This window comes from Actinotalea alkalitolerans (genome assembly GCF_023369855.1).
Classification (GTDB): domain Bacteria; phylum Actinomycetota; class Actinomycetes; order Actinomycetales; family Cellulomonadaceae; genus Actinotalea.
Genome location: NZ_JAMBPP010000007.1, coordinates 214,367 through 237,205, shown reverse-complemented (window position 1 = coordinate 237,205; position 22,839 = coordinate 214,367). Strand labels below are relative to the sequence as shown.

The 22,839-nt window shown below is 74.2% G+C and carries 19 protein-coding genes; 11 read left to right on the top strand and 8 right to left on the bottom strand.

The features are described 5' to 3' along the window. The first annotated feature begins 35 nt into the window (after positions 1 to 35). Positions 36 to 296: a DUF2530 domain-containing protein gene (locus M1R94_RS11010; protein WP_249381735.1), complete on the top strand. Its 261-nt coding sequence runs from the start codon at positions 36 to 38 to the stop codon at positions 294 to 296. A gap of 21 nt (positions 297 to 317) precedes the next feature. On the opposite strand, the gene M1R94_RS11005 is transcribed toward M1R94_RS11010, so the two are convergent. From M1R94_RS11005 to M1R94_RS10985, 5 genes are all read right to left on the bottom strand, one after another. Next, complete coding sequence (locus M1R94_RS11005; protein WP_249381734.1) at positions 318 to 1,535, bottom strand: MFS transporter; 1,218 nt, start codon at positions 1,533 to 1,535, stop codon at positions 318 to 320. 31 nt (positions 1,536 to 1,566) lie between these two features. Beyond that, entirely contained in the window at positions 1,567 to 4,656 is a 3,090-nt protein-coding gene (locus M1R94_RS11000; RefSeq protein ID WP_249381733.1) for a sacsin N-terminal ATP-binding-like domain-containing protein, read from the bottom strand. Further along, positions 4,653 to 5,600 carry a DUF3027 domain-containing protein gene (locus M1R94_RS10995; protein WP_249381732.1) on the bottom strand — a complete coding sequence of 316 codons (948 nt, stop codon included), beginning with the start codon at positions 5,598 to 5,600 and terminating at the stop codon, positions 4,653 to 4,655. Before M1R94_RS10995 ends, M1R94_RS11000 begins: the two co-directional genes overlap by 4 nt. A gap of 1 nt (position 5,601) precedes the next feature. Beyond that, the gene (locus tag M1R94_RS10990; RefSeq protein WP_249381731.1) at positions 5,602 to 5,982 is read right to left on the bottom strand and encodes a cold-shock protein; all 381 of its coding nucleotides are present in this window, start codon (positions 5,980 to 5,982) and stop codon (positions 5,602 to 5,604) included. A 106-nt stretch (positions 5,983 to 6,088) separates the two neighbouring features. After that, positions 6,089 to 6,430 carry a hypothetical protein gene (locus tag M1R94_RS10985; protein ID WP_249381730.1) on the bottom strand — a complete coding sequence of 114 codons (342 nt, stop codon included), beginning with the start codon at positions 6,428 to 6,430 and terminating at the stop codon, positions 6,089 to 6,091. Positions 6,431 to 6,531: 101 nt separating this feature from the next. On the opposite strand from M1R94_RS10985, the gene M1R94_RS10980 reads away from it, so the two are divergent. The 3 genes from M1R94_RS10980 (at position 6,532) to M1R94_RS10970 (ending at position 11,410) form a co-directional block, all read left to right on the top strand. Beyond that, the gene (locus M1R94_RS10980) at positions 6,532 to 7,128 is read left to right on the top strand and encodes a TetR/AcrR family transcriptional regulator (protein WP_249381729.1); all 597 of its coding nucleotides are present in this window, start codon (positions 6,532 to 6,534) and stop codon (positions 7,126 to 7,128) included. 86 nt (positions 7,129 to 7,214) lie between these two features. Then, positions 7,215 to 9,707, top strand: coding sequence for a helicase-associated domain-containing protein (locus tag M1R94_RS10975; RefSeq protein ID WP_249381728.1), 2,493 nt, complete (start codon positions 7,215 to 7,217; stop codon positions 9,705 to 9,707). 41 nt (positions 9,708 to 9,748) lie between these two features. Beyond that, the gene (locus tag M1R94_RS10970) at positions 9,749 to 11,410 is read left to right on the top strand and encodes a DNA repair helicase XPB (RefSeq protein ID WP_249381727.1); all 1,662 of its coding nucleotides are present in this window, start codon (positions 9,749 to 9,751) and stop codon (positions 11,408 to 11,410) included. Here M1R94_RS10970 and M1R94_RS10965 read toward each other — a convergent pair. Continuing rightward, entirely contained in the window at positions 11,353 to 12,183 is an 831-nt protein-coding gene (locus M1R94_RS10965) for a type 1 glutamine amidotransferase (RefSeq protein ID WP_249381726.1), read from the bottom strand. The two genes, M1R94_RS10970 and M1R94_RS10965, sit on opposite strands and share 58 nt — an antisense overlap. 88 nt (positions 12,184 to 12,271) lie before the next feature. Between M1R94_RS10965 and M1R94_RS10960 the strand changes: the two genes are divergently transcribed. The 7 genes from M1R94_RS10960 (at position 12,272) to M1R94_RS10930 (ending at position 19,238) form a co-directional block, all read left to right on the top strand. Continuing rightward, entirely contained in the window at positions 12,272 to 14,344 is a 2,073-nt protein-coding gene (locus M1R94_RS10960; RefSeq protein WP_249381725.1) for a TPM domain-containing protein, read from the top strand. Between the two features lie 111 nt (positions 14,345 to 14,455). Beyond that, positions 14,456 to 15,178, top strand: coding sequence for a PspA/IM30 family protein (locus tag M1R94_RS10955; protein WP_249381724.1), 723 nt, complete (start codon positions 14,456 to 14,458; stop codon positions 15,176 to 15,178). 146 nt (positions 15,179 to 15,324) lie between these two features. Next, positions 15,325 to 16,077 carry a response regulator transcription factor gene (locus M1R94_RS10950; RefSeq protein ID WP_249381723.1) on the top strand — a complete coding sequence of 251 codons (753 nt, stop codon included), beginning with the start codon at positions 15,325 to 15,327 and terminating at the stop codon, positions 16,075 to 16,077. Continuing rightward, entirely contained in the window at positions 16,074 to 17,558 is a 1,485-nt protein-coding gene (locus M1R94_RS10945) for a sensor histidine kinase (protein ID WP_249381722.1), read from the top strand. Before M1R94_RS10950 ends, M1R94_RS10945 begins: the two co-directional genes overlap by 4 nt. A gap of 97 nt (positions 17,559 to 17,655) precedes the next feature. Further along, positions 17,656 to 18,423 (top strand): HD domain-containing protein, encoded by a 768-nt coding sequence (locus M1R94_RS10940; RefSeq protein WP_249381721.1) that lies wholly within the window; start codon positions 17,656 to 17,658, stop codon positions 18,421 to 18,423. Between the two features lie 93 nt (positions 18,424 to 18,516). Next, on the top strand, positions 18,517 to 18,807 hold the full coding sequence (locus M1R94_RS10935) for a WXG100 family type VII secretion target (protein WP_249381720.1): 291 nt from the start codon (positions 18,517 to 18,519) through the stop codon (positions 18,805 to 18,807). Between the two features lie 161 nt (positions 18,808 to 18,968). Then, positions 18,969 to 19,238: a DUF4031 domain-containing protein gene (locus M1R94_RS10930; protein ID WP_249381719.1), complete on the top strand. Its 270-nt coding sequence runs from the start codon at positions 18,969 to 18,971 to the stop codon at positions 19,236 to 19,238. A gap of 154 nt (positions 19,239 to 19,392) precedes the next feature. Here M1R94_RS10930 and groL read toward each other — a convergent pair whose 3' ends face one another. Together groL and M1R94_RS10920 are read right to left on the bottom strand one after the other, a co-directional pair. Further along, on the bottom strand, positions 19,393 to 21,021 hold the full coding sequence (groL, locus tag M1R94_RS10925; protein ID WP_249381718.1) for a chaperonin GroEL: 1,629 nt from the start codon (positions 21,019 to 21,021) through the stop codon (positions 19,393 to 19,395). A gap of 300 nt (positions 21,022 to 21,321) precedes the next feature. Beyond that, a complete protein-coding gene (locus tag M1R94_RS10920) occupies positions 21,322 to 22,794 on the bottom strand; it encodes a phytoene desaturase family protein (RefSeq protein ID WP_249381717.1) in 1,473 nt (490 codons plus the stop codon). Positions 22,795 to 22,839: the final 45 nt, after the last annotated feature.

The window sequence follows — 22,839 nt, the reverse complement described above, 5'->3', positions numbered from 1 at the left end:
CTGCGGCCCGCCGCACGCTCGATAGGCTCGACGGTGTGACCCCCGACCGTCCTCCACGCACGAGCCTGCTGGCCCCCAGCGCGCTCGACCCCGTCGAGGTCGACCTCCGACGGGTCTTCGGGGTCGGAGTGGGTGCCTGGACCGTGTCCCTGATCGTGACCGGCGTCCTGGCGCTCACCGGTGCCACCGACGGGCGCGGTGCGGCGATCAGCCTCGCCGGCCTGTTGCTGGGCTTCGTCGCCCTGGGCTGGGAGCACCGTCGTCGGCGCCGAGGCCGCTCCGGCCCATCCGCCTAGAGGCCGCTCCGGCCCTTCCGCCTAGTCGAGCAGCCCGGCCTCGCGGGCCCGACGACGCGTCGTGCGGTTCGCGTGCACCGACCAGCGCGGGCCCCACCGTGCCAGCCCGGCGGCGCTGCCCGCGCTGACCACCGCCATCGCCGCGATCCCGGTGGCCAACGATCCCAGCGCGGCGCCCGCAGCCACCAGGAGCGGACCCCCCGCTCCCCCGGCGTCCTGCAGCAGGCGCCAGATCCCCAGGAACTGCGCCCGGCTGCCGGGCGGGGCGACGTCGGCCCCCAGGGTCATCAGGACCCCCGAGCCCATCCCGTTCCCCAGCCCGATGAGCACCGCCACCGCGGTCAGCGAGCCCAGGGACGTGGTGAGCGGCAGCAGTGCGAAGCCGACCCCCAGGGCGAGCATCGACGGGATCCCGATCCACAGCCGGCCGTACCGGTCCATCACCTTGCCGGCCGGGTAGAAGAGCAGCATGTCCACCCCGCCGGAGATGCCGAAGACGATGCTGGTGGTCGCCGGGGAGAGCCCCAGGTGCTCCGACCACAGCGGCAGGACGGTCTGCCGGCTGCCCCGGACCGCGCCGACCATCATCACCGCGAGCCCCAGGGTGACGAACACCTGCCGGTGGTCGCGCAGCACCCGACGCAACGGGACCCGCACCAGCGCCCGGGTGTGCTGGACGACGTCGGGCACGAGCAGGATCACCACGGCCGCAGACACCGAGGTGAGCACCGCGAGCCAGTAGGCCGAGCGCACGTCGCTCAGGTGGATCACCCCGGCGCCGACGAACGGGCCGATGAAGGTGCCGATGCGCTGGACCCCAGCCAGCGTCGACAGGGCCCGCGCCCGGCGGAGCACCGGGGTCACCTCGGTCAGGTAGGAGTGCCGGGCCAGGGTGAAGACCGCGTTGGTGGCCCCCACCCCCAGCACGCACACCCCGAGCACGACGACGTCCCGGGCCAGGGCCGCACCGCTGAGCGCCACCACGGACAGGCCCGCGGCGACGAGCATCGCCCGGCGGTCACCGATGCGGGCCGCCAGGGCCCCCGCCGGGACGTCGCCGACGATCTGACCCACGGCCAGGAGTGCGACCACGAACCCCGCGAGCGGCAGGGACGCCCCCAGCGCGGTGGCGCTCAGGGCGATCACCGGCAGGACCGCGCCGATGCCGACCTCGAAGACCAGGGCGGGGAGGTAGACGGCCCGCAGCGCCGAGCGCACCGAGCAGGGCTCCCCCGTCACCGGGGTACCCCCGTCCCGTGCACCGCCGCCCTCATGCCCGCGGCACGTCGGCCGCGAGGGCGATCAGCACGTCGTGGCGCGCGTCGGCGTCCGCGAGCAGGGTCAGGACGCTCCCCCGGTGCTCCCACCCCACGACCTGGGCCAGCCCGTGGGCGAGCCCGGCGGTCGTCGCGGCGTGCACCACGGCGTCGGACCCGGCAGGCCCGTCCTGCGCGGTGACGACCCACCAGTCGACCCGGTCGCCGTCGACGAGCAGGTCCTCGTGCTCGACCCAGGTCGCCGGCGCACCCGGGAACACCGAGCGGACGACCGGCGGCGTGGCGACCACCTGGCCACCTGAGGTCACCGCACCGTCCGCTCGCTCGTCCGCCAGGGGCAGGTCCAGTGCCAGCGCCACCTGCTCGGCGACCGACCCCGCGACCACCAGCAGCGGGGACGCGCCGCGGTGCTGCGCCCACATCGGCGAGGGCGCCACCGCGACGTCGTCGACCGGCAGCATCCGCACCCGGCCGTCCGCGTCCAGCGCAGGCAGCAGCTCGGCCTCGATCACCCGACCCACGTCCCCGACGACGACCAGCCCCGTCAGCCCCTGCCAGACCAGCACCGCGACCGCGAGGTCGACCGGCTCACCGGCCGCGGGAAGCGCGGTGAGCAGGTCGGCCCACTCCTCGCTGCCCAGACCGGTCACGTCGCCGACGCCACCCAGGGCACGTTGCACCTCGACGTCCAGACCCGCGAGCACCCGGGGCGTCGGCCCGAGAAGACCCGCCAGCTCCGCACCGGGCCGGTGACCCTGGTCCACCGCGAACGGACGATCCAGCCCGAGCCCGCCGACCCGGCGCAGCCACCACGCGGTGTAGGAGGGCACGCTGCCCCCACCCCCGGTGGGCACCGGAGTCACCAGGGCCCGGCGTGCCTCGCCCTGCGCGAGGCCGGCCAGCACCTCGGGCCACGCGTCGTCGAGCACCGCGTCGAGGTCGGCCACCGCCGCCAGGTCCAGGTCCGCCAGGTCGTCGGCCTCGCGACCCTGCTGGTCGAGGCCCTCGGGATCCAGCCCGTGGTCCTCGAGGTAGTCCTCCCAGCCGTCGAGCACGTCGCTGACGAGCTCGTCCGCGCCGACCCGCACGACCGTCAGACCCGCACGCACGCCGAGGACCTCGAGGACCCCACCCCACCGTTCGAGGACCGACGCAGCCACCGGGGGCAGCACCTCGGGGTCGAACCAGCGCGAGGCGGGCGACCCGGGCAGCACCAGTCCGCGGGCGGGCACCAGCTCGCCGTCCTGCGCGGGCAGCAGCACCTCACCCCACCAGGGCTCGGGCTCGGGCCCGGCGCCGCTCCGCTGCAGGGCCTCGACCAGGCCGAGCACGACGTCGGTCACCCGCAGCGCCTCGTCGTCGTCGGCCTCGTCCTGGGAGAGCACCCGCGACCGCACCACGGGGTGACGGAGCAGTCCCGCAGCATCGGCCCGCTCCGCGCCGAGCCGCTCGAGCAGCGGGTGCGCGGCGGCGGGGTGGACCGCCCGGACCCCCCACCCACCGACCGTCCGCAGCACCTCGGGGTCCAGGGCGCCGTCCAGGAGCACCAGACCCCGGCAGCCACGCACCTTCCGCCCGTCGGCCAGCGGGACGGGCAGGGTCGCGAGCTGCTCGAGGGTCGCCGGGTCGGCGTCGTCGAAGGCGTCGTACAGGTCGCGCAGCCGGGTGGGGTCGAGCTCGGGGAGAGCGTCCACCACGTCGGCGAGCTCGACCTCCACGACCCCCAGCAACCGCGCGGCGGTGCGGTGCCAGGGTGCGACGGTCACCAGGTCCGGCATCCAGGCGCCCAGCAGCGCCACGGCCGCGGTCCGGTCGCCCGCAGGCCCGGCCAGGACTGCGGCGTCCCCGGCTCGCCGGGCCGGACCACCGTCAGCGGGGGCGAGCAGCGGCACCTCACGGGAGGCGGCCAGCACCGACTCGCGCAGCGCAGCGTCGAGGGCCCCGGCGGGCAGACCGGAGGGGATGAGGTCCAGCGGGTGGGGCGCGGGGGACGGTGAACCACGGGGCGAGTCCCGGTCTCCGTCGTCACGGCAGGCGGTCAGCAGGTCGGCCCAGACCTGCCCTGCCCGCTCGACCAGCGCCTGGGTCACGGCCCCCGACGCCACGTGCCGGCGCGAGGGGTCCAGCGGGAACGTCGCGACCAGCAGCGCAGGGAGGGTCATGGGCTCGTCGGTCGGGGTCGGGGCGTGGACGACCGGGCCGATCCGGTCACGCGCTTCACCACCGCGGGGCACCGCCCAGGTGACCTGCCAGCCCGACCGCTGACGTTCCTCGACCGGTCGGTCGAGGAGCAACCTCTCGTCCAGGGTGCCCGACCGGCTCGCCACGACCCATCGTGCGGCCACGTCCCGCACCACCCGGACGTCCCCGCCCAGACCCACCTCGACCTCACCCAGCCAGGGCAGGGCCAGCAGCAGCGGGTCGCCCACCGCGCGCAGCTGGGTCCGGACCGACTCGACCGCCACGCTGTCACGCAGGTGCAGGGTCACCGTGGTCACCCCTGCGGCGGGAGTCACGGCATCCGCCCCCCCGGGCGTATGGTCCCCCGGCCCGGCGAACGGCAGCCGTAGCGCGGGCAACGACCCGTGCCGTCGGACCACCTCGGTGGCCAGAGCCGGGCCTGCCGCCTCGAGCAGAGACGCGGTCCGGGCGAGCGAGAAGTGCACCGTCCCGGTCGACGAGGCGACCGTGATCTCGTCGGCGACCGAACGGACAGCGGCGAACCCGACCCCGAACCGACCGACCGGGGTACCGCCCGCCTGCGACCGCTTGGCCGAGGCACGCAGGGAGGCCATCGAGGCCAGGCCCTCGGCGTCCAGCGGCGACCCGGTGTTCGTGGCCCGCAGCGTCCCGGAGCCGTCCGGGCCGGTGGCCAGGGTCAGCCGGAGCCGGCCGACCACGCCGGCCCGGGTCGCGGCGTCCGCGGCGTTCTGGGCGAGCTCGACCACGACGCGATCACGGTAGTAGCCGCGGGAGTGGTCCTCCTCGCTGTTGGCGTCCTCCCGGAACCTGTCGGGCTGGGACTCCCACAGGTCCAGGACCGCTCGACGCAGCGCGACGGTCCCGAACGGGTCTGCGGTCACTCCTCGCCAGGAACCGTCTCGTCGGCAGCGGGTGCCTCGTCGGACGTGGGTGCCTCGTCGGACACGGGTGCCTCGTCGGCGTCGGTCTCGTCGGACGCGGGTGCCTCGTCGGCGTCGGTCTCGTCGGACGCGGGTGCCACGTCGGACGCCGGGGTCTCGTCCGCGGTCCCCGACTCAGCGGTCTCGGCCTCGTCGGTGAGCGTGACCAGCTCGACGTCACCCTCGTCGAGGAACGGCGCCGGGTCGGGCCACTCGCTCGGCAGGGTGGCGACGTCAGTCTGGGAGTGCGCGCCGCAGCCGTGGTCCATGCTCACGACCGTGCCGTCGTCGGGGGACCACTCGTTGGCGCAGACGCCGAACTCGGTGCGCAGGGAGCCGGCCATGAGGACCAGGAAGGCGCAGGTCGAGCAGGGCGCGCTCGCGGCGACCGCGACGGGTGCGGTCGGGCCGTGGGTCCCGGCGTACCACCGCTGGGCTGCCTGCGAACGACCCTCACGTGAGAGCACGCGCTCGCGTCCCAGACCGAGCTCGAAGAGGGCCATCTGGTCGGCGTCGACGTCACCGGTGGCCTCGTACCCCTGCTCGAGACGCTCGTCCTCGTCCAGGTAGGGCAGCACGTCGCCCGGGCCGACGTCTCCTGGCTGGAGCCGCTCGGCCCACGGCACCCACGGCGGGGCGAGGATCGCCCCGTCACCCGGGAGGAGGTCGACCTCGCAGATGCTGGCCGTTCGGCCACGCGGGACGCGCGCGAGCGTGACGACCCACTGCCAACCCCGATAGCCCGGGGATGTCGTGGCGAAGCGGTGCGAGACCAGGCGCTCGCCCTCGACGACCACGCCGAGGTGCTCGCCCACGAGCCCGTCGTGCTCGGCGACCTCCTGCGCGGCGGCGCGGGCGAGGTCGACGGCAGAGCCCAGGACGGCGTCCTTCGTCGCGGTGGCCATGTCAGACCTCGAGGTCGTCGGCGACGGCGCGCAGCACGCTGGCGATCTTGGTGGCGGCGCCCTTCTCGGGGTACCTGCCCCGTCGCATGCTGTTGCCCACGTTGTCGAGCAGCTTGATGACGTCCTCGATGATGACGGCCATGTCGTCGGCCGGCTTGCGCTGGGCCTTGGCGACCGAGGGCGGGGGGTCGAGGAGCTTGACCGAGAGCGCCTGCGGGCCACGCCGTCCGTCGGCGACGCCGAAGTCGACCTTGGCGCCGGGCTTGGGGACGACGCCCTCGGGCAGCGCGGAGGCGTGCAGGAAGACCTCGTCGCCCTCGTCGCTGGCGATGAAGCCGAAGCCGCGCTCGGTGTCGAACCACTTGACCTTGCCGGTGGGCACTGCAACCCCTGGTGCTCGTCGGGAAACCTACGCGGCTCAGGCTACCCGCCCGCGGGGTCGCGGTCGCCCTCGCAGGGGCCCGTGGCCCGAGGGCGACGGCGAGCGGTCACCAGAAGACGGCGAGAACGATGTTGGTGAGGGTGAGCCCGCCGATGGCACCCCACTCGCCGGTGCTGATCGCGTCCGCCTTGCGCCGGCGCCACACGAGCACGCCGATCACGAGCAGCACGACCAGCTTGACCCCCACCTTGACGTGGTTGACGTCGGCGTCCCGCGCCTCGGCGAGGCCGACCAGGGCGAGCCCGGTCACCAGGGCGGTCAGCGCGCCGTGGACCATCGCGGCGTCGACCTTCTTGCGGGGGGCCTTGGCCTGCACGAGGAACGCGCCGAAGATGCTCGCCATCCCCACCAGGTGCAGGACGAGGGCGAGGTTGCGGGCGAGCTCCATGGGTGTCTCCAAGCCTGGCGGGACGCGTCAGATACCGACGCCGTGTCGACATGTTATCAACGTCCCGTCGTGACAGCGCCCGTGATGGGCGATGATGAGCCGTGCCGAAGATCTCCGAGCCCACGGTCGCCGAGCACCGGGCCAAGCAGCGTGCCGCGATCCTGCGCGCCGCCGAGGAGATCGCCCTCGAGGGCGGCGCCCGAGGAGTCACCCTCGCGGCCGTCGCCGCGCGCGCGGGACTGGCCCGCCCGTCGGTCTACGCCTACTTCCCCTCGGCCGACGCCGTCCTGGCGACCCTCGTCCTCGAGGGGTTCGACCGATGGCGTGCGGCCCTCGAGCAGGCGAGCGGAACCGCTCGGACCCCCGACGAACGGGTGCACGCCTACTTCCTGGCCGTCGCCCGAAGCGCCGCGGCGGGCAACCACCGGCTCGCCGCCGCCCTGACCGGTGTGCAGCTGCCCGACGAGGTCCGCACCTCCCTCCTCGCGGGGCACAGGCAGACAGCAGCGCCGCTCGTCACGGTGCTGCGGGACCTGCACGTGACCGAGCCCGAGGACGCACTGGCCCTGATGCAGACCGTGGTCAACCACTGCATCGCCAGGGTCGAGGCCGGCCGGGCCCCGGCAGCAGAGGCCCGGCGCGCCGCGGACTTCACCCTCGGCGGTCTCGAACGGCTCACCGGAGCACCCTCGGCCTGAGGCCCACCACCCGCCCTCCACGCAACCGCCGGTCGACCCTCGAGCAGCGGTTCTGAGCGGGCCCCGGTCCCCGTATCGTTGTGCGGATGGCCACGTTCACGCAGTCACTGCGCGCCCGCGGGGAATCCGGGCTCGTCGAGCTGCTCACGCTGCGCCCCGACCTCGCCTCCCCACCGCCCTCCTCGATCCGTTCCCTGGCCGCACGAGCAGCCAACCGCGTCAGCCTCGACCGCGCGCTGGCCGGCCTCGACGCCCAGGCCCTCCAGGTGCTCGAGGCGGCCCTCGCCCTGGACGGCACAGCCGCTCACCCTGAGGGCATCGCGCCCCACGACATCGCCCGCGCTGTCGGAGACGCCGTCGACGGACGCGTCGCCGACGCGGTCCGGACCTGCGTCGAGCACGCCCTGCTGTGGCATGCCACCGACGGTGACGACCTGCACCCCGCACCCGGCCTGGACGACGTGCTGGGGCCGTACCCGGCCGGCCTCGGCCCCCGCCTGAGCACGACGCTCGCGCGCCGCAGCCCCCAGGCGCTCGCCCGCCTCGCCGAGGGGCTCGGGCTCGCACCGACCGGCGCCGGGACGCCCGACGCCGGGAGCGACGAACCGCAGCCGGTCGACGTCCCCGCCCTCACCCGGGCGCTCGCCGACCCCACCACCGTCGACGGGCTGCTCGACCAGGGCCCCCCGGGGGTGCGGCAGGTCCTGGACGCTCTGACCTGGGGTCCGCCCGTGGGCAGGTCTCCTGAGGCCGACCCGCGCAGCACCGGCAAGACCTCACCAGCGCGCACCGCGGTCGAGTGGCTGCTGCGGCACGGGCTGCTGGCCGTCAGCGACTCCCAGCACGTGGTGCTGCCCCGCGAGGTCGCCCTGGCCCTGCGCGCCGGACGCACCCACCGCGCCCCGGCCGCCGTTCCGCAGCCCGCAGCGACCCCCGCCGACCCCGCGACGGTCGACGCCGGCTCGGCGCAGGCCGCGCAGGAGGTCGTCCGGCTGGTCACCGCCCTCATCGCCCTCTGGGGCGACGAGCAGCCCCCCGTGCTCCGCTCCGGCGGCCTGGGCCTGCGCGAGCTGCGCCGACTCGCGGCCCGCCTCGAGATCCCCGAGTCCACCGCCGGGCTGGTCGTCGAGCTCGCCGGGTCCGCGGGACTGGTGGCCGACGACGGCGAGGACCCACCCGTCCTGGCACCCACCACCGAGGTCGACGAGTGGCTGCGGCTGCCGCTCGCCGAGCGGTGGGCGGACCTCGCGCAGGCCTGGCTGGTCTCCGAGCGGGCCGCCTGGCTGGTCGGCACCCGCGACGACCGGGGCTCGCTGCGGCCAGCCCTGGACCCCGAGTCACGGCGCCCCTGGGCACCCCGTCTGCGCACCTCCGTGCTGTCCGTGCTGCGCGACGCCGCCGAGGCCCCGGACCGGGCCGGGCTGACCGCCGCGCAGGTCACCGAGGTGCTGCGCTGGCGCGCGCCCCGCTCGGCCCCGGCCGAGCACGCCGTCGAGGCCGTCCTGCGGGAGTCCGCCGCACTCGGCGTCCTCGGGGACCTCGTCCCGGGCGCCCTCAGCAGCGCCGGCGCGGCCCTGCTGGCCGGCCAGGACGCCGCCGCGGCCCTCGAGGCACAGCTCCCCCCGGCCGTCGAGCACGTGCTGCTCCAGGGGGACCTGACCGGCATCGTGCCCGGTCGGCCCTCAGCCGCCCTCGGAGAGCTGCTCGACTCCTCGGCCCAGGTCGAGTCCCGCGGGGCAGGCCTGACCGTCCGGTTCACCGAGCTGAGCGTGCGCGGTGCGCTCGACGCCGGGCGCACCGCCGAGGAGCTGCTCTCCGACCTGTCCCGCCACGCCCGCTCGGGGGTCCCCCAGCCCCTGGAGTACCTGGTCCTGGACGCCGCCCGCCGGCACGGCCGGGTCCGTGTCGGCGGTGTCGGCTCCTACCTGCGGGCCGACGACCCGAGCCTGCTGACCGGCCTGGTCGAGGACCGCACCCTGCACGGCCTCGGCCTGCTCCGCCTCGCACCCACCGTGATCGCCGCGCAGGTCGGGCCCGCCGTGCTGCTCGCCGCGCTGCGTGAGCGGGGACTGGCCCCCGTCGCCGAGGGACCGGGCGGGCAGGTCGTGCTGACCCGGCCGGCCCCTCGCCGGGTCCGTCTTCCCCGGGGCGGCCGCCCGGCCGGACCGCAGGCCACGACGGTCGCCGCGACGTCGTCGGCCGCGGACCGGTCCGCTGCCGTGGCGGCCCGTGAACGACGCCTCCAGCGCCTCGCGGCCGACCTGCTCGACACCGACCGCCGCGAGACCGCCTCGATCGAGACCCCCGACGACGCCGGTCCCCTCGCGAGCCCTGATGCCGCCCCAGCAGCCCCGCACCCGGGAACACCCGACCCCGTGCTGGCGTTGGCCCTGCTGCGGGAGGCTGCCGCCGAAGGACGTGAGGTCTGGCTCGAGATCGTCGGGGCACAGGGCGCGAGCCAACGGCGCCGGGTCCGTCCGCTGCGGGTCGACGCGGGCCGGGTGCGCGCCGTCGACAGCGAGCGCGAGTCCGAGCTGACCGTGGCCGTCCACCGCATCGCCCGGGTGACCCCCGTCTGACGAGCACGACCCGCGACCCGCGGGCCCACGACAGGAGATCGATGACCGACGGCCCGTTGATCGTGCAGAGCGACAAGACGCTGCTGCTCGAGATCGACCACGACTCCGCTGCCGCATGCCGGCGCGCGATCGCCCCGTTCGCCGAGCTCGAGCGCGCCCCCGAGCACGTGCACACCTACCGGCTCACCCCGCTCGGGCTGTGGAACGCCCGCGCCGCCGGGCACGACGCCGAGCAGGTCGTGGCTGTCCTGCTCGAGTACTCGCGCTACCCGGTGCCGCACTCCCTGCTGGTGGACGTCGCCGAGACGATGTCGCGCTACGGCCGGCTCCAGCTCGTCGACCACCCCACCCACGGCCTGGTGCTGCACTCCCTGGACCGCGCGGTCCTGGAGGAGGTGCTGCGCTCCAAGCGCACGGCAGGGCTGCTCGGCACCCGGCTGGACGACGACGACGTCGTGGTCCACCCCAGCGAGCGCGGTCACCTCAAGCAGGTGCTGCTCAAGCTCGGCTGGCCGGTCGAGGACCTCGCCGGCTACGTCGACGGCGAGGCCCACGCGATCAGCCTCCGCGAGGACGGCTGGTCCCTGCGGCCCTACCAGCAGCAGGCCGTCGAGGGCTTCTGGCACGGCGGCTCGGGGGTCGTGGTGCTCCCGTGCGGTGCGGGCAAGACCCTCGTCGGCGCCGGGGCGATGGCCCGCTCGCAGACCACCACGCTCATCCTGGTGACCAACACCGTCTCGGCCCGGCAGTGGCGCGACGAGCTGATCAAGCGCACCAGCCTCACCGAGGACGAGATCGGCGAGTACTCGGGCGCACGCAAGGAGATCCGGGCCGTCACCATCGCGACGTACCAGGTGCTGACCACCCGCCGGAAGGGCGTCTACACCCACCTCGAGCTGCTCGACGCACGTGACTGGGGCCTGGTCATCTACGACGAGGTGCACCTGCTGCCCGCACCGATCTTCCGGATGACCGCCGACCTCCAGGCACGCCGTCGGCTCGGGCTGACCGCCACGCTGGTGCGCGAGGACGGCCGTGAGGACGAGGTCTTCTCGCTGATCGGGCCCAAGCGGTTCGACGCCCCGTGGAAGGACATCGAGTCCCAGGGGTACATCGCCCCGGCCGACTGCGTCGAGGTGCGGCTGACCCTGCCCGAGCGCGACCGGCTCGCCTACGCGACCGCCGAGCCCGAGGACAAGTACCGGCTCGCGGCCAGCGCCCACGGCAAGAACCGGGTGGTCGAGCAGCTCGTCGAGCGCCACGCCGACGACCAGATCCTGGTGATCGGGCAGTACATCGACCAGCTCGAGAAGCTCGCCGACCACCTCGACGCCCCGCTGATCACCGGGGAGACCACCGTCCGCGAGCGCGAGCGGCTGTTCGCGGCCTTCCGCACCGGCGAGGTCAGCCGACTCGTGGTGAGCAAGGTCGCGAACTTCTCGATCGACCTGCCCGAGGCGGCCGTCGCGATCCAGGTCAGCGGGTCCTTCGGCTCACGCCAGGAGGAGGCCCAGCGGCTGGGCCGGATCATGCGACCCAAGGCCGACGGGCGCACCGCGCACTTCTACGCGGTGGTGGCACGCGACACCGTCGACCAGGACTTCGCCGCTCACCGGCAGCGGTTCCTGGCCGAGCAGGGGTACGCCTACCGGATCCTGGACGCCGAGGACATCGTGACCGGCTCGGACGACGTCGCCGGCTGAGCCGACCGGGCGGCGGTGGCCGCACCGTCTGCGACCAGCTCGACGAAGCGGTGGGCCAGCGCGCGCCCACCCGACGCGACCTCGTCGTCCCGCGCGACGAGCTGCGAGACCACCGCAGCGGTGTCGACGTCGTCGTGCTCGTCGGCCCAGCGCTCGACGGTCTCGGGCGAGGCCTCAGGGTGGAACTGCACACCCCACGCGGCCGACCCGACCCTGAAGGCCTGGAAGGGGTAGAGCCGCGAGGAGGCGAGCCACACCGCGCCGCGCGGCAGGTCGACGACGGCGTCGGCGTGCATCGACGGCATGGCGAGCATGACCCCGCCCGAGGCGGGGTGGTCCGCGGGGACCTGTGCGGCCAGCCCGCCCAGCAGCGGGTCGGCTGCGGCCTCGGGCCGCGGGTGCACGTCGATCACGCCGGCCTCACGTCCGGGAGGAGCGCCGACCTGGACCCGACCGCCGGTGGCGACCGCCAGGAGCTGGGCGCCCAGGCAGACGCCCAGCGCGGGCACCCCGGCCGCGACGACATCGGCCAGCAGGTGACGGGTCGCAGGCAGCCAGGGCGCCAGCTCGTCGTCGTAGGCGTTGACGTGCCCACCCAGGACGACCAGGCCGTCGCCGACCTCGTGAGCCCCGGCGGGGACGGCGTCGCCGGACCACGCGCGCACGATCCGCAGGGTCACCTGGGGACCGGCGGGGCCGGTGCTCTCGGTCAGCCAGGGACCGAGACGGTCCACCGGGCAGTCGGGGGTGTGCTCGATGACGGTGAGGATCACGGCGACGACCCTACTGGGCAGAGCACCTGGTGGGGCGCCGGCGCCGTGGTCGTTGCGGCGCCGCGGCAGGTGGTCGAGGATCGTTGCTGTGCCCCCGTCCCTGCGCCGCTCCGCCGCGGCAGCCCTCGGCCTGTCCCTCGCCCTCGGCCTGTCCGGGGTGGCCGCAGCCGCTGCGGGGCCCCGGCCCGCCGAGCCACCCACCGACCTGGCCTCCGAGCTGACCGACTCCGCGGGGGTCCTCGACGCGCAGGACGAGGCCCGGGTCCAGGCGGCTCTCGACGAGCTCGCCGACTCCACCCCGTTCCAGCTCTTCGTGGTGTACGTCAGCACCTTCGACGGCGAGGACCACTGGGAGTGGACCGAGGAGACGGCCATCATCTCGGGGCTGGGTGTCAACGACATCCTGCTCGCGGTCGGTGTCGAGGACCGGCGCTACGCGACCTCCTGGGACCAGGACGTCGACCTGACCCCCGACCAGCTCGCGACGGTCGAGTCCGACCGCATCGAGCCGCGGCTGCGCGAGGACGACTGGGCCGGGGCCGCGATCGCCGCCGCCCAGGGCTACCAGGAGGCCGCCCAGGGTGGGCTCACCTCGGGCACGGGCACCTCGGGCGGCGGGCTCTCGGGCTTCTGGGTGCTGCTCGTCCTCGGCGGCATCCTCCTGGGCGTGGTGCTGCTCGTCCGGTCACGGTCCGGGCGGACCGCGGGTGCCGGGGTCCCCAGAGGTCCGGACGGCCGGCCGCTCACGGGCCTCGCCGCCCTGCCCACCGAGGAGCTGAACAAGCGCGCCAGCACCGCACTGGTCGGTCTCGACGACGCGATCACGACCTCTGAGCAGGAGCTCGGGTTCGCGCAGGCCCAGTTCGGGGCCGAGACGACCCGCGACTTCACCGCCCTGCTCGGCGAGGGCCGGCACAAGCTCCACCAGGCGTTCACGCTGCGCCAGCAGCTCGACGACGACATCCCCGAGACCGAGCCCCAGCGCCGGGCGATGCTGCTGGACATCCTGCGGCTGTGCGAGGAGGTCGACACGGCGCTCGATGCCCAGACCGAGAGGTTCGACGCCCTGCGCGACCTGCAGGCCCGGGCTCCCGAGATCCTTGCCGAGACCGACCGGCGGGCCGCCGAGCTCCAGGGCACCATCGGGGCGGCCCGCGCGACGCTCGAGCAGCTCGGCCGCCGGTACACCCCGGCCGCCCTGGCCTCGGTGGGTGACAACGCCGACCAGGCCGGTCGGCTGCTCGAGGCCGCGCGCGCCTCGGTGGCCGACGGGCGCACCGCCCTGGCCGCCGAGGACCGCGCCCGGGCCGTGGCCGACGCGCGCGCCGCCGAGGACGCCGTGGGGCAGGCAGCCACCCTGCTGGACGCCGTCGCGAGGGCCGGCAAGGACCTGGCCGAGGCCGGGCCCCGGATCGAGGCCGCCCTGGCCTCGTTGGCGTCCGACGTGCAGGACGCCCACCGGCTGGCCCCGCAGGACGCTGCGGTGAGCGCCCGGGTCGCCACCGCGGAGCAGGCGATGAGCTTCGCCCGCAGCGAGCGTGAGGGAGGCGACCCGCTGGCCGCGCTCCGGGCGCTCGTCGAGGCCGAGACCGCACTCGACGAGAGCCTCGCCCCGGCCCGTGAGAGCGCCGAGCGGGCCGAGCGGGCACGAACCCAGCTGGCCGAGAGCCTGGGCCGCGTCGGGTCCCACGTCCAGGCCGTCCAGGACTTCGTGCAGACGCGCCGCGGTGCGGTGGGGGCCGAGGCGCGCACCCGGCTCGCCGAGGCCGCCCGACTGACCCGGCAGGCGGAGCAGACCAGCGCGACCGACCCCGTGACCGCGCTCCAGATCGTCCAGCAGGCCGATGCGCTGTGCCGGCAGGCCCAGCAGCTCGCCGAGGCCGACGTCGCACGGTGGCAGTCGCAGCAGCGCCCCGGCCCGGGCGGCTTCGGCGGCGGCTCGGGACCGGACATCGGCTCGCTCATCCTGGGCGGCATCCTCTTCGGCGGGGGTGGTCGGCGCTCGGGCGGCTTCGGCGGCGGCATCGGCGGCTTCGGCGGCGGGACCGGCGGCCGCTCCCGCGGCGGCGGGGGCGGCGGGTTCGGCGGGGGCCGGTCGGCCGGGAGCTTCGGTGGCGGTGCGACGCGGGGCCGACGCGGAGGAGGTGGTGGCCGGTTCTGACCCACCGGCACGGTGCACGCGCACGGCGACCCGTCACGGTGCACACGTACGGCGACGCGAGGCTCGCCACCAGGAACGTCCAGCACACAGGTACCGACGAAAGGCACGCAGATGGCTGAGAAGCAGACCGTCCTCGGGCGCATCGCCCAGCTCGCCAAGGCGAACATCAACTCGCTGATCGACCGGGCCGAGGACCCGGAGAAGATGCTCGACCAGCTGGTCCGTGACTACACCAGCTCGATCGCCGAGGCCGAGGAGGCCGTGGCGCTGACCATCGGCAACCTGCGTCTGGCCGAGGCCGACCACGCCGAGGACGTGCGCGCCGCTCAGGACTGGGGCCGCAAGGCCGCCGCAGCCTCGACCAAGGCCGACCAGCTGCGAGGGTCGGGCAACGGCGCCGACGCCGACAAGTTCGACAACCTTGCCAAGGTCGCGCTGTCCAAGCAGATCTCGTTCGAGAACGAGGCCCGCGCGGCCGAGCCGATGATCGCCGCGCAGAACGAGACGGTCGACAAGCTCAAGTCCGGCCTGGTGCAGATGCGCGAGAAGCTCGACCAGCTCAAGACCAAGCGCGACCAGCTGGTCGCCCGGTCGAAGACCGCTGCCGCGCAGAGCCAGGTCCACCAGGCGATGACCTCGATCAACATGCTCGACCCCACGAGCGAGGTCTCCCGCTTCGAGGAGAAGGTGCGCCGCGAGGAGGCCCGGGTCGCGGGCCGCGAGGAGGTGGCCGCCTCCTCCCTCGACGCCCAGTTCGAGGAGCTCGAGCAGGACTCCGTCAGCTTCGAGGTCGAGGCCAGGCTCGCCGCCCTCAAGCACGGCGACACCCCCTGACCCACGACCCGACCGACGGCCCGGACCGCCCGGGGTGTGCACCGCGCGCCCCGGGCGGTGCCCTGGTCCCGCCCCTTCGAGGTGACCCCCGCCACCGTCCAGCACACTCCCAGCCGACTCCCAGGTAGCGCCGCCACACTGGTGCCATGAACGCATCCGGACCAGCCCCCGAGGCACGTCTCGTGGTGGTCGACGACGAACCGACCATCCGAGAGCTGTTGACCACGTCGCTGCGCTTCGCCGGCTTCGAGGTCCACCCCGCGGCCGACGGCGCCGAGGCGCTGCGGGTGGTGCGTGAGGTCGACCCGGACCTCGTCGTGCTCGACGTGATGCTCCCCGACCTCGACGGGTTCGCCGTGACCCGCCGCATGCGCGAACGAGGTCAGCAGGTCCCGGTGCTCTTCCTGACCGCGCGCGACGACACCGCCGACAAGGTCGCCGGGCTCACGGTCGGCGGGGACGACTACGTCACCAAGCCGTTCAGCCTCGAGGAGGTCGTGGCCCGCATCCGTGCGGTGCTGCGGCGCACCCAGGTCGGCGGCGACGAGCAGGACGCGGTGCTGCGCTACGCCGATCTCGAGCTCGACGAGGACTCCCACGAGGTCCGCCGGGGTGGGCGGACGATCGACCTGTCCCCCACCGAGTTCGCCCTGCTGCGCTACCTCATGGTCAACGCCGGGCGCGTGCTGTCCAAGACCCAGATCCTGGACCACGTGTGGCAGTACGAGTGGGGCGGGGACGGCAGCATCGTCGAGTCGTACATCTCCTACCTGCGGCGCAAGATCGACCGCCCCGTGAGCGACGCCGCCGAGCAGGGTGGGACCGCGCCGCACGAGCCGCTGGTCCCGCTGATCCACACCAAGCGGGGTGTCGGCTACGTGCTGCGGACCCCCCGGTGACCGACGGCCCGCCCGAGCCGAGCCCGCCCGGGTTCTGGTCGCGCCTGCCGCTGCGTACCCAGCTGTCGGTGGTGTTCGCGGTCATGCTGGCGCTCGGTCTCGTGGTCACCGGGGTGACCGCGATGACCCTGCTGGGGCGCTCGCTCGTCGACCAGCTCGACACCCAGCTCGAGCGGGACACCCCGGGACTGGTCCGGCAGTTCACCGAGGGCCGTCCGCCGGGCCTGGACAGCGGCCTGCCCTCGGAGTACGTGGTGGTGCTCGCCACCGTCACCGGCGAGACCGTGGACTCCTGGGCGGACCCGCGCGCCGCGGCGACCTCAACCCCTGACCTGCCGAGCCTGCTGGTGGCCGACGTCGCGACCCGCGCCGGGAAGCCCTACACCGTGCACGCGGCCGACGGCGCCCCCGGTCGGTGGCGGGTGGTGGACCGCACCCTGGTGGACAGCCAGGGATCGGTGCTCGGCTCGGTGTCGGTCTCGCTGCCGATGACCGCGGCCGACGCGACCCTGGCGCAGATGCGGGTGGTCATCGTCGCGGTCGGCCTCCTGGTCGTGACTCTGGGCGCCCTGGCGGGCTGGTTCGGCGTGCGTCGGGCCCTGGCACCGCTCCGCGAGATCGAGGCCACCGCTGCCACCATCGCGGCGGGTGACCTCACCCGCCGCGTCCCCGAGGCCCCGGCCAGCACCGAGGTCGGCCGGCTGGCCGGGGCGCTCAACGGCATGCTCACCCAGGTCGAGCGGGCCTTCGCTGCCCGGACCGCCTCGGAGGAGCGCATGCGCCGGTTCGTGGCCGACGCGAGCCACGAGCTGCGGACGCCGCTGGCCACCATCCGTGGGTACGCCGAGCTGTACCGCATCGGCGCCAGCCGGACCCCCGAGGAGATCGGCTCGACGATGGCCCGCATCGAGGGCTCGGCCGCCCGGATGGGCACCCTCGTGGCGGACCTGCTGAACCTCGCCCGACTCGACGAGGACCGACCGCTGCGTCGCGACCCGGTGGATCTCGCGGTCCTGGTGACCGACGCGGCGCACGACCTGCGCGCGCTCGCGCCGGAGCGCAGGGTGCGGGTCGTGCCGCTGGATCCGGGGCGCGGCCTGTCGGGTGCGGTGGTCCGTGGTGACGAGGACCGGCTGCGTCAGGTGCTCGCCAACCTGGTCGGCAACGCCGTCCAGCACACTCCAGCCGGGTCACCGGTCGAGCTGGCCGCGGGGCGTGATCACGACGAGGTCGTGCTCGAGGTGCGCGACCACGGACCCGGCATCCCGGCCGAGCACACCGACCGGGTCTTCGAGCGGTTCTACCGCCTCGACCCGTCGCGGACCCGTGACTCGGGGGGTGCGGGTCTGGGCATGGCGATCGTGGCAGCGATCGTCGAGCGGCACGACGGTCGGGTCGCGGTGACCCGGACGGAGGGTGGCGGCACCACGGTGCGGGTCACACTGCCCGCCGACGCCGTGCAGGACTCCCCTGACGGGTGAATCCTGGAACCGGCCGACGCACGGTGGAGGTCGGGTGCGTGCGCGGGGCTACCATGGCGGGTCGTACCTTCCCCCGACCGTTCGCGAGGCTGTTCGAATGGGCGTCCACGACGCACCCCAGTGGCTGATCCCGGCTTGGATCCGCGCCTGCATCGGCGCCGGTGCGACCGCGGAGCACGAGGAGATCGAGCAGGTCGGCGAGCGACTGCTCGAACGGTGGTCCGAGCCAGGACGCCACTTCCACAACCTGCGTCACCTCTCGGACGTGCTCGCACGCGTCGACGAGCTCGCCGAGGAGACGCACGAGCCCGACCTCGTCCGGCTCGCCGCCTGGTACCACGGGGCGGTGTTCGACGCTGCCGAGGGCGCGTCCTACGCCCGGCGGGGCGGGGAGGACTCGGGGGCGAGCGCGACGCTGGCCCGCGAGGAGCTCGTCGCCCTGGGCGTGCCCGAGGCCTCGGCCGACCGCGTCCACCAGCTGGTGACCGTCCTGCGGCGCCATTCCTCGGACCCCGAGGACTTCGACTGCGCGGTCCTCTGCGACGCCGACCTGGCGATGCTCGCGGCCGAGCCGCAGCGGTACAAGGCCTACCTCGCGGACATCAGGGCCGAGTACGCACACCTGCCCGTCGAGGAGTTCGTCCGCGCGCGGATCAAGATCCTGCAGCGGCTCCAGGCACGCCCCACGCTCTTCGCGAGCCCGCTCGGTGCCGCCTGGGAGGAGCCCGCCCGGCAGAACCTCGGCGCCGAGCTGCACCGCCTGGAGAAGGAGCTGCGGAAGATCGAGGAGGCACGACCCGCCCTCGAGCCCCACGACGGTGACGTCCACCCGGCCGAGACCTCGGCGGGTCCACAGGCCACCTGACGGCACGGTCGGTCCCGGTGCGACCGGTCCCGGCCGAGACCGGCGGGCGCACCCACCTAGCGTCGGTCCCTCCACGACCCAGGAGGAGGACCCATGACCAGGTACGAGGTCGACAGCGCGCAGGTGGCACAGGCCGGCGCGGCGGCCAACAGCTCGGTGACCCTGATCCGCGCCGAGGTCGCCGCACTGATGCGGCACCTGACCGAGCTGCAGGGCGGCTGGCGAGGCTCGGCAGCCACCGCCTTCGGCGGTGTGGTGGCGGACTGGTCCGCGACCCAGCAGCGGGTCGAGTCCTCGCTCGACCAGATCACCATGGCCCTGAACAGTGCCGCGACGCACTACGCCGAGGCCGAGCAGCAGGCTGCCCGGCTCTTCCTCCGCTGATCGCCGGCGGGTCCGAGCCCGCTGGGCGGCCGGCTCGGACCCGGCCGGCGGGCACCGTCAGCGACCGGGGTGTTGGATCGGGCCATGGACATCGAGAGCACCCGGCTGCACGTCCTGACCGACGCGGGATCCCTCGGCAGCCCGGCACCCGGACGCCGAGGATGAGCATCCTGGTCGACCCGCCCCTGTGGCCCCGGCACGGGCGCGTGTGGGGACACCTGGTCAGCGACGCCTCGCTCGAGGAGCTCCACACCTTCGCGACCCGGGCGGGCATCCCGCGTCGCGGCTTCGACCTCGACCACTACGACGTCCCTGCCGAGCGGTACGGCGACCTCATCGCGCTCGGGGCGGTGCTGGTCGACTCACGCGACCTGGTGCGCCGGCTGCGCGCCTCCGGCCTGCGGGTCACGGCCCGCGACCGACGCGGCTGACTGCCGCGCTCACGCCCGCGCACGCGCCAGATCCTGGCCGCACCAGCCGTGCCCGGACGGGAGCCAGCCGTCCCCGGACAGACGAGCGGCGGGCGCCTCCCGAAGGAGACGCCCGCCGTTGGTCGTGCGGTGGTTCAGACGCTGATCGGTGAGATCAGAAGTCCATCCCGCCCATGCCGCCGCCACCGTCGCCGCCGGCCGGAGCCGACTTCTCGGGCTTGTCGGCGACGACCGCCTCGGTGGTGAGGAACAGCGCGGCGATGGAGGCCGCGTTCTGCAGAGCAGAACGGGTCACCTTGACCGGGTCGTTCACACCAGCGGCCAGCAGGTCCTCGTAGACACCGGTCGCGGCGTTGAGGCCGTGCCCGGTGGGCAGGCCACGGACCTTCTCCGCGACGACGCCACCCTCGAGGCCCGCGTTGATCGCGATCTGCTTGAGCGGCGCGTCGAGCGCCCGCTGCACGATGCGTGCACCGGTCGCTTCGTCACCCTCGAGCTCCAGACCCTCGAAGGCGAGCTTGCCGGCCTGGATGAGCGCGACGCCACCACCGGCGACGATGCCCTCCTCCACAGCGGCCTTGGCGTTGCGCACCGCGTCCTCGATGCGGTGCTTGCGCTCCTTGAGCTCGACCTCGGTCGCAGCGCCGGCCTTGATGACGGCAACGCCGCCGGCCAGCTTCGCCAGACGCTCCTGGAGCTTCTCGCGGTCGTAGTCCGAGTCCGAGTTCTCGATCTCGGCACGGATCTGAGCGACCCGACCGGCGATCTGCTCGGCGTCGCCGAGGCCCTCGACGATCGTGGTCTCGTCCTTGGTGACGACGACCTTGCGGGCCTGGCCGAGCAGCTCGAGCCCGGCGTTCTCCAGCTTGAGGCCGACCGTCTCGGAGATGACCTGACCACCGGTGAGGATGGCCATGTCCTGCAGCATCGCCTTGCGGCGGTCACCGAAGCCGGGCGCCTTGACGGAGACCGACTTGAAGGTGCCACGGATCTTGTTCACGACGAGCGTGGCCAGGGCCTCGCCCTCGATGTCCTCGGCGATGATGAAGAGCGGCTTGCCCGACTGGATGACCTTCTCCAGCAGCGGCAGCAGGTCCTTGACGTTCGTGATCTTGGACTCGACCAGCAGGACGTAGGCGTCCTCCAGGACAGCCTCCTGGCGCTCGGGGTCCGTCACGAAGTACGCCGACAGGAAGCCCTTGTCGAAGCGCATCCCCTCGGTGAGCTCGAGCTCGAGGCCCAGCGCGCTGGACTCCTCGACGGTGATGACGCCTTCCTTGCCGACCTTGTCCATCGCCTCGGCGATGAGCTGGCCGATGGCCGGGTCCCCGGCCGAGATCCCCGCGGTCGCGGCGATCTCCTCCTTGGTCTCGACCTCCTTGGCGGCCTTGAGCAGCTGCTCGGTGACCGCCTCGACGGCCTTCTCGATGCCCCGCTTGAGGGCGATCGGGTTGGCGCCGGCGGCGACGTTGCGCAGACCCTCGCGCACGAGCGCCTGGGCCAGCACGGTGGCGGTGGTGGTGCCGTCGCCAGCGACGTCGTCAGTCTTCTTGGCGACCTCCTTGACGAGCTCGGCACCGATCTTCTCGAGGGGCTCCTCGAGCTCGATCTCCTTGGCGATGGACACACCATCGTTGGTGATCGTGGGGGCGCCCCACTTCTTCTCCAGGACGACGTTGCGGCCCTTGGGACCGAGGGTGACCTTGACGGCGTCAGCGAGGGCATTCATGCCCCGCTCCATGCCGCGGCGGGCCTCCTCGTCGAAGGCAATGATCTTGGCCATACGGATTGATCCTCCGGTGGTGGCGATGAGAGCCGGTCACAGGCGCCCGCGACGGACGGCCAGGCTGCCGGCGGTCATGTCCCGCCGGTATCCTGGCCTCACCAGGACCGATCGTTTCTGTCACTCTCGGGTCGAGAGTGCTAACTCATTATTGGCACTCGGCACCGGAGAGTGCAAGCAGGACCGCCTCCTGGGGACAGCCCGTCCGTCCCGCATCGCTCACGGCGCAAACCTGCGACCGCCCGCCCGGCACGGCAGGGCACCTGGCAGGGCGTGCGCGGCCCGCCGGGCCAGCGCCGGTCACGGGCTCAGGTCGGGAGGCACCATGATCCCGAAGACCTGACGGAGCACGCGACGCGCAGCGTGCCAGCCGCCCATCCCGTGCACGCCGGGACCCGGGGGCACCGCCGCCGAGCAGAGGAAGACGCCGTCGGCCCCGGTGGCGTAGGGGTCCCACACGGGCACCGGCCCGCCGAGCATCCGTGGCAGGGTCACCGCTCCGGTGGAGATGTCGCCGCCGACGTAGTTCGCGTTGTGCTCGGCCATGCGCGACGCGGGGATGCTCCGCGAGTCCAGGACCACGTCGCGGAAGCCCGGGGCGTAGCGCTCGATCTGGGCCGTGACGACCTCGGTCGGGTCGAGGGTCGAGCCTGCCGGGACGTGAGCGTAGGTCCACAGCGGCCGCGTCCCTCCCGCGCCCAGGCGGGAGGGGTCGCTGACCGCCGGGTCGCTCACCAGGACGACCGGGCGCGACGCGTGCCGGCCGTGGGCGACGGCGTGCTCCGCGGCCTGCATCTGCTCCCGGCTGCCCCCGACGTGCACCGTTCCCGCGCGCGCGACCGCGGCGTTGCTCCACGGGACGGGGCCGGAGAGCACGAAGTCGACCTTGGCGGCAGCGTTGCCGTGCCGGTATCGCCGGAAGCCTCGCTCGTTCCGGGTCGGCATCCGGTCGCCCATCACCTGCGCGACCAGTCCCGGGGCCGTGTCGAAGAGGTACGCCCGTGCCACGGGGAGATCAGCGCGAGAGGCCACCGGTCGGTCCACGACGATCTCGCCCCCGTGGGCCACCAGGTCGGCGACCAGGGCGTCGGTGATCCGCTGCGTCCCTCCTCGCGGCACGCTCCAGCCCGTGGTGTGGGCCAGCGAACCCAGCAGGAGCGCCGTACCCGCCGCGGCGAGCGAGGGCAGCGGCGTCGTGGCGTGCGCGGCGACCCCGGTCAGCAGGGCGGGGGCCCGCTGCCCGGAGAACCGTCTGCCCCAGGTGGCCGACAGGCCCTGCTCGAGGGTCCGCAGACCGAAACGCACCGCGGTGCGCACCTCCCGGGGGACCTGACGGTGGTCACCCATGATCAGGGCGACCACCGCGTCGGCGTGCTCGACCAGGGGTCCCATCAGACCGGTCCAGGCGTCCCCGTCAGGCCCCAGGGCCGCCGCGGTGCGGCCCAGGTCCTGGTAGGCCACCCCCGCATCGCCGTCGGCCAGGGGCTGGGCGTAGGAGATCTCCGGCGTGCAGAGCTCGACCCCGCGCGCACGCAGGTCGAAGCGGCGGTAGAACGGCGAGGCGAGGGCCATGGGGTGCACCGCGGAGCAGAGGTCGTGGCGCACCGACGGGTCCATCCCCAGGTCGACGGTGCGGGCGCCACCACCCGAGGTGGGCTGACCCTCCAGCACGACGACCGACAGACCCGACCGGGCCAGGGTCACCGCCGCGGACAGCCCGTTGGGCCCGGACCCCACGACGACGACGTCATGGCTCGCACGTGCCTGACCCATGGTCCGCCTTCCTGCTCGGGGGTGCTGCGGCCCCTCCCATCGTGG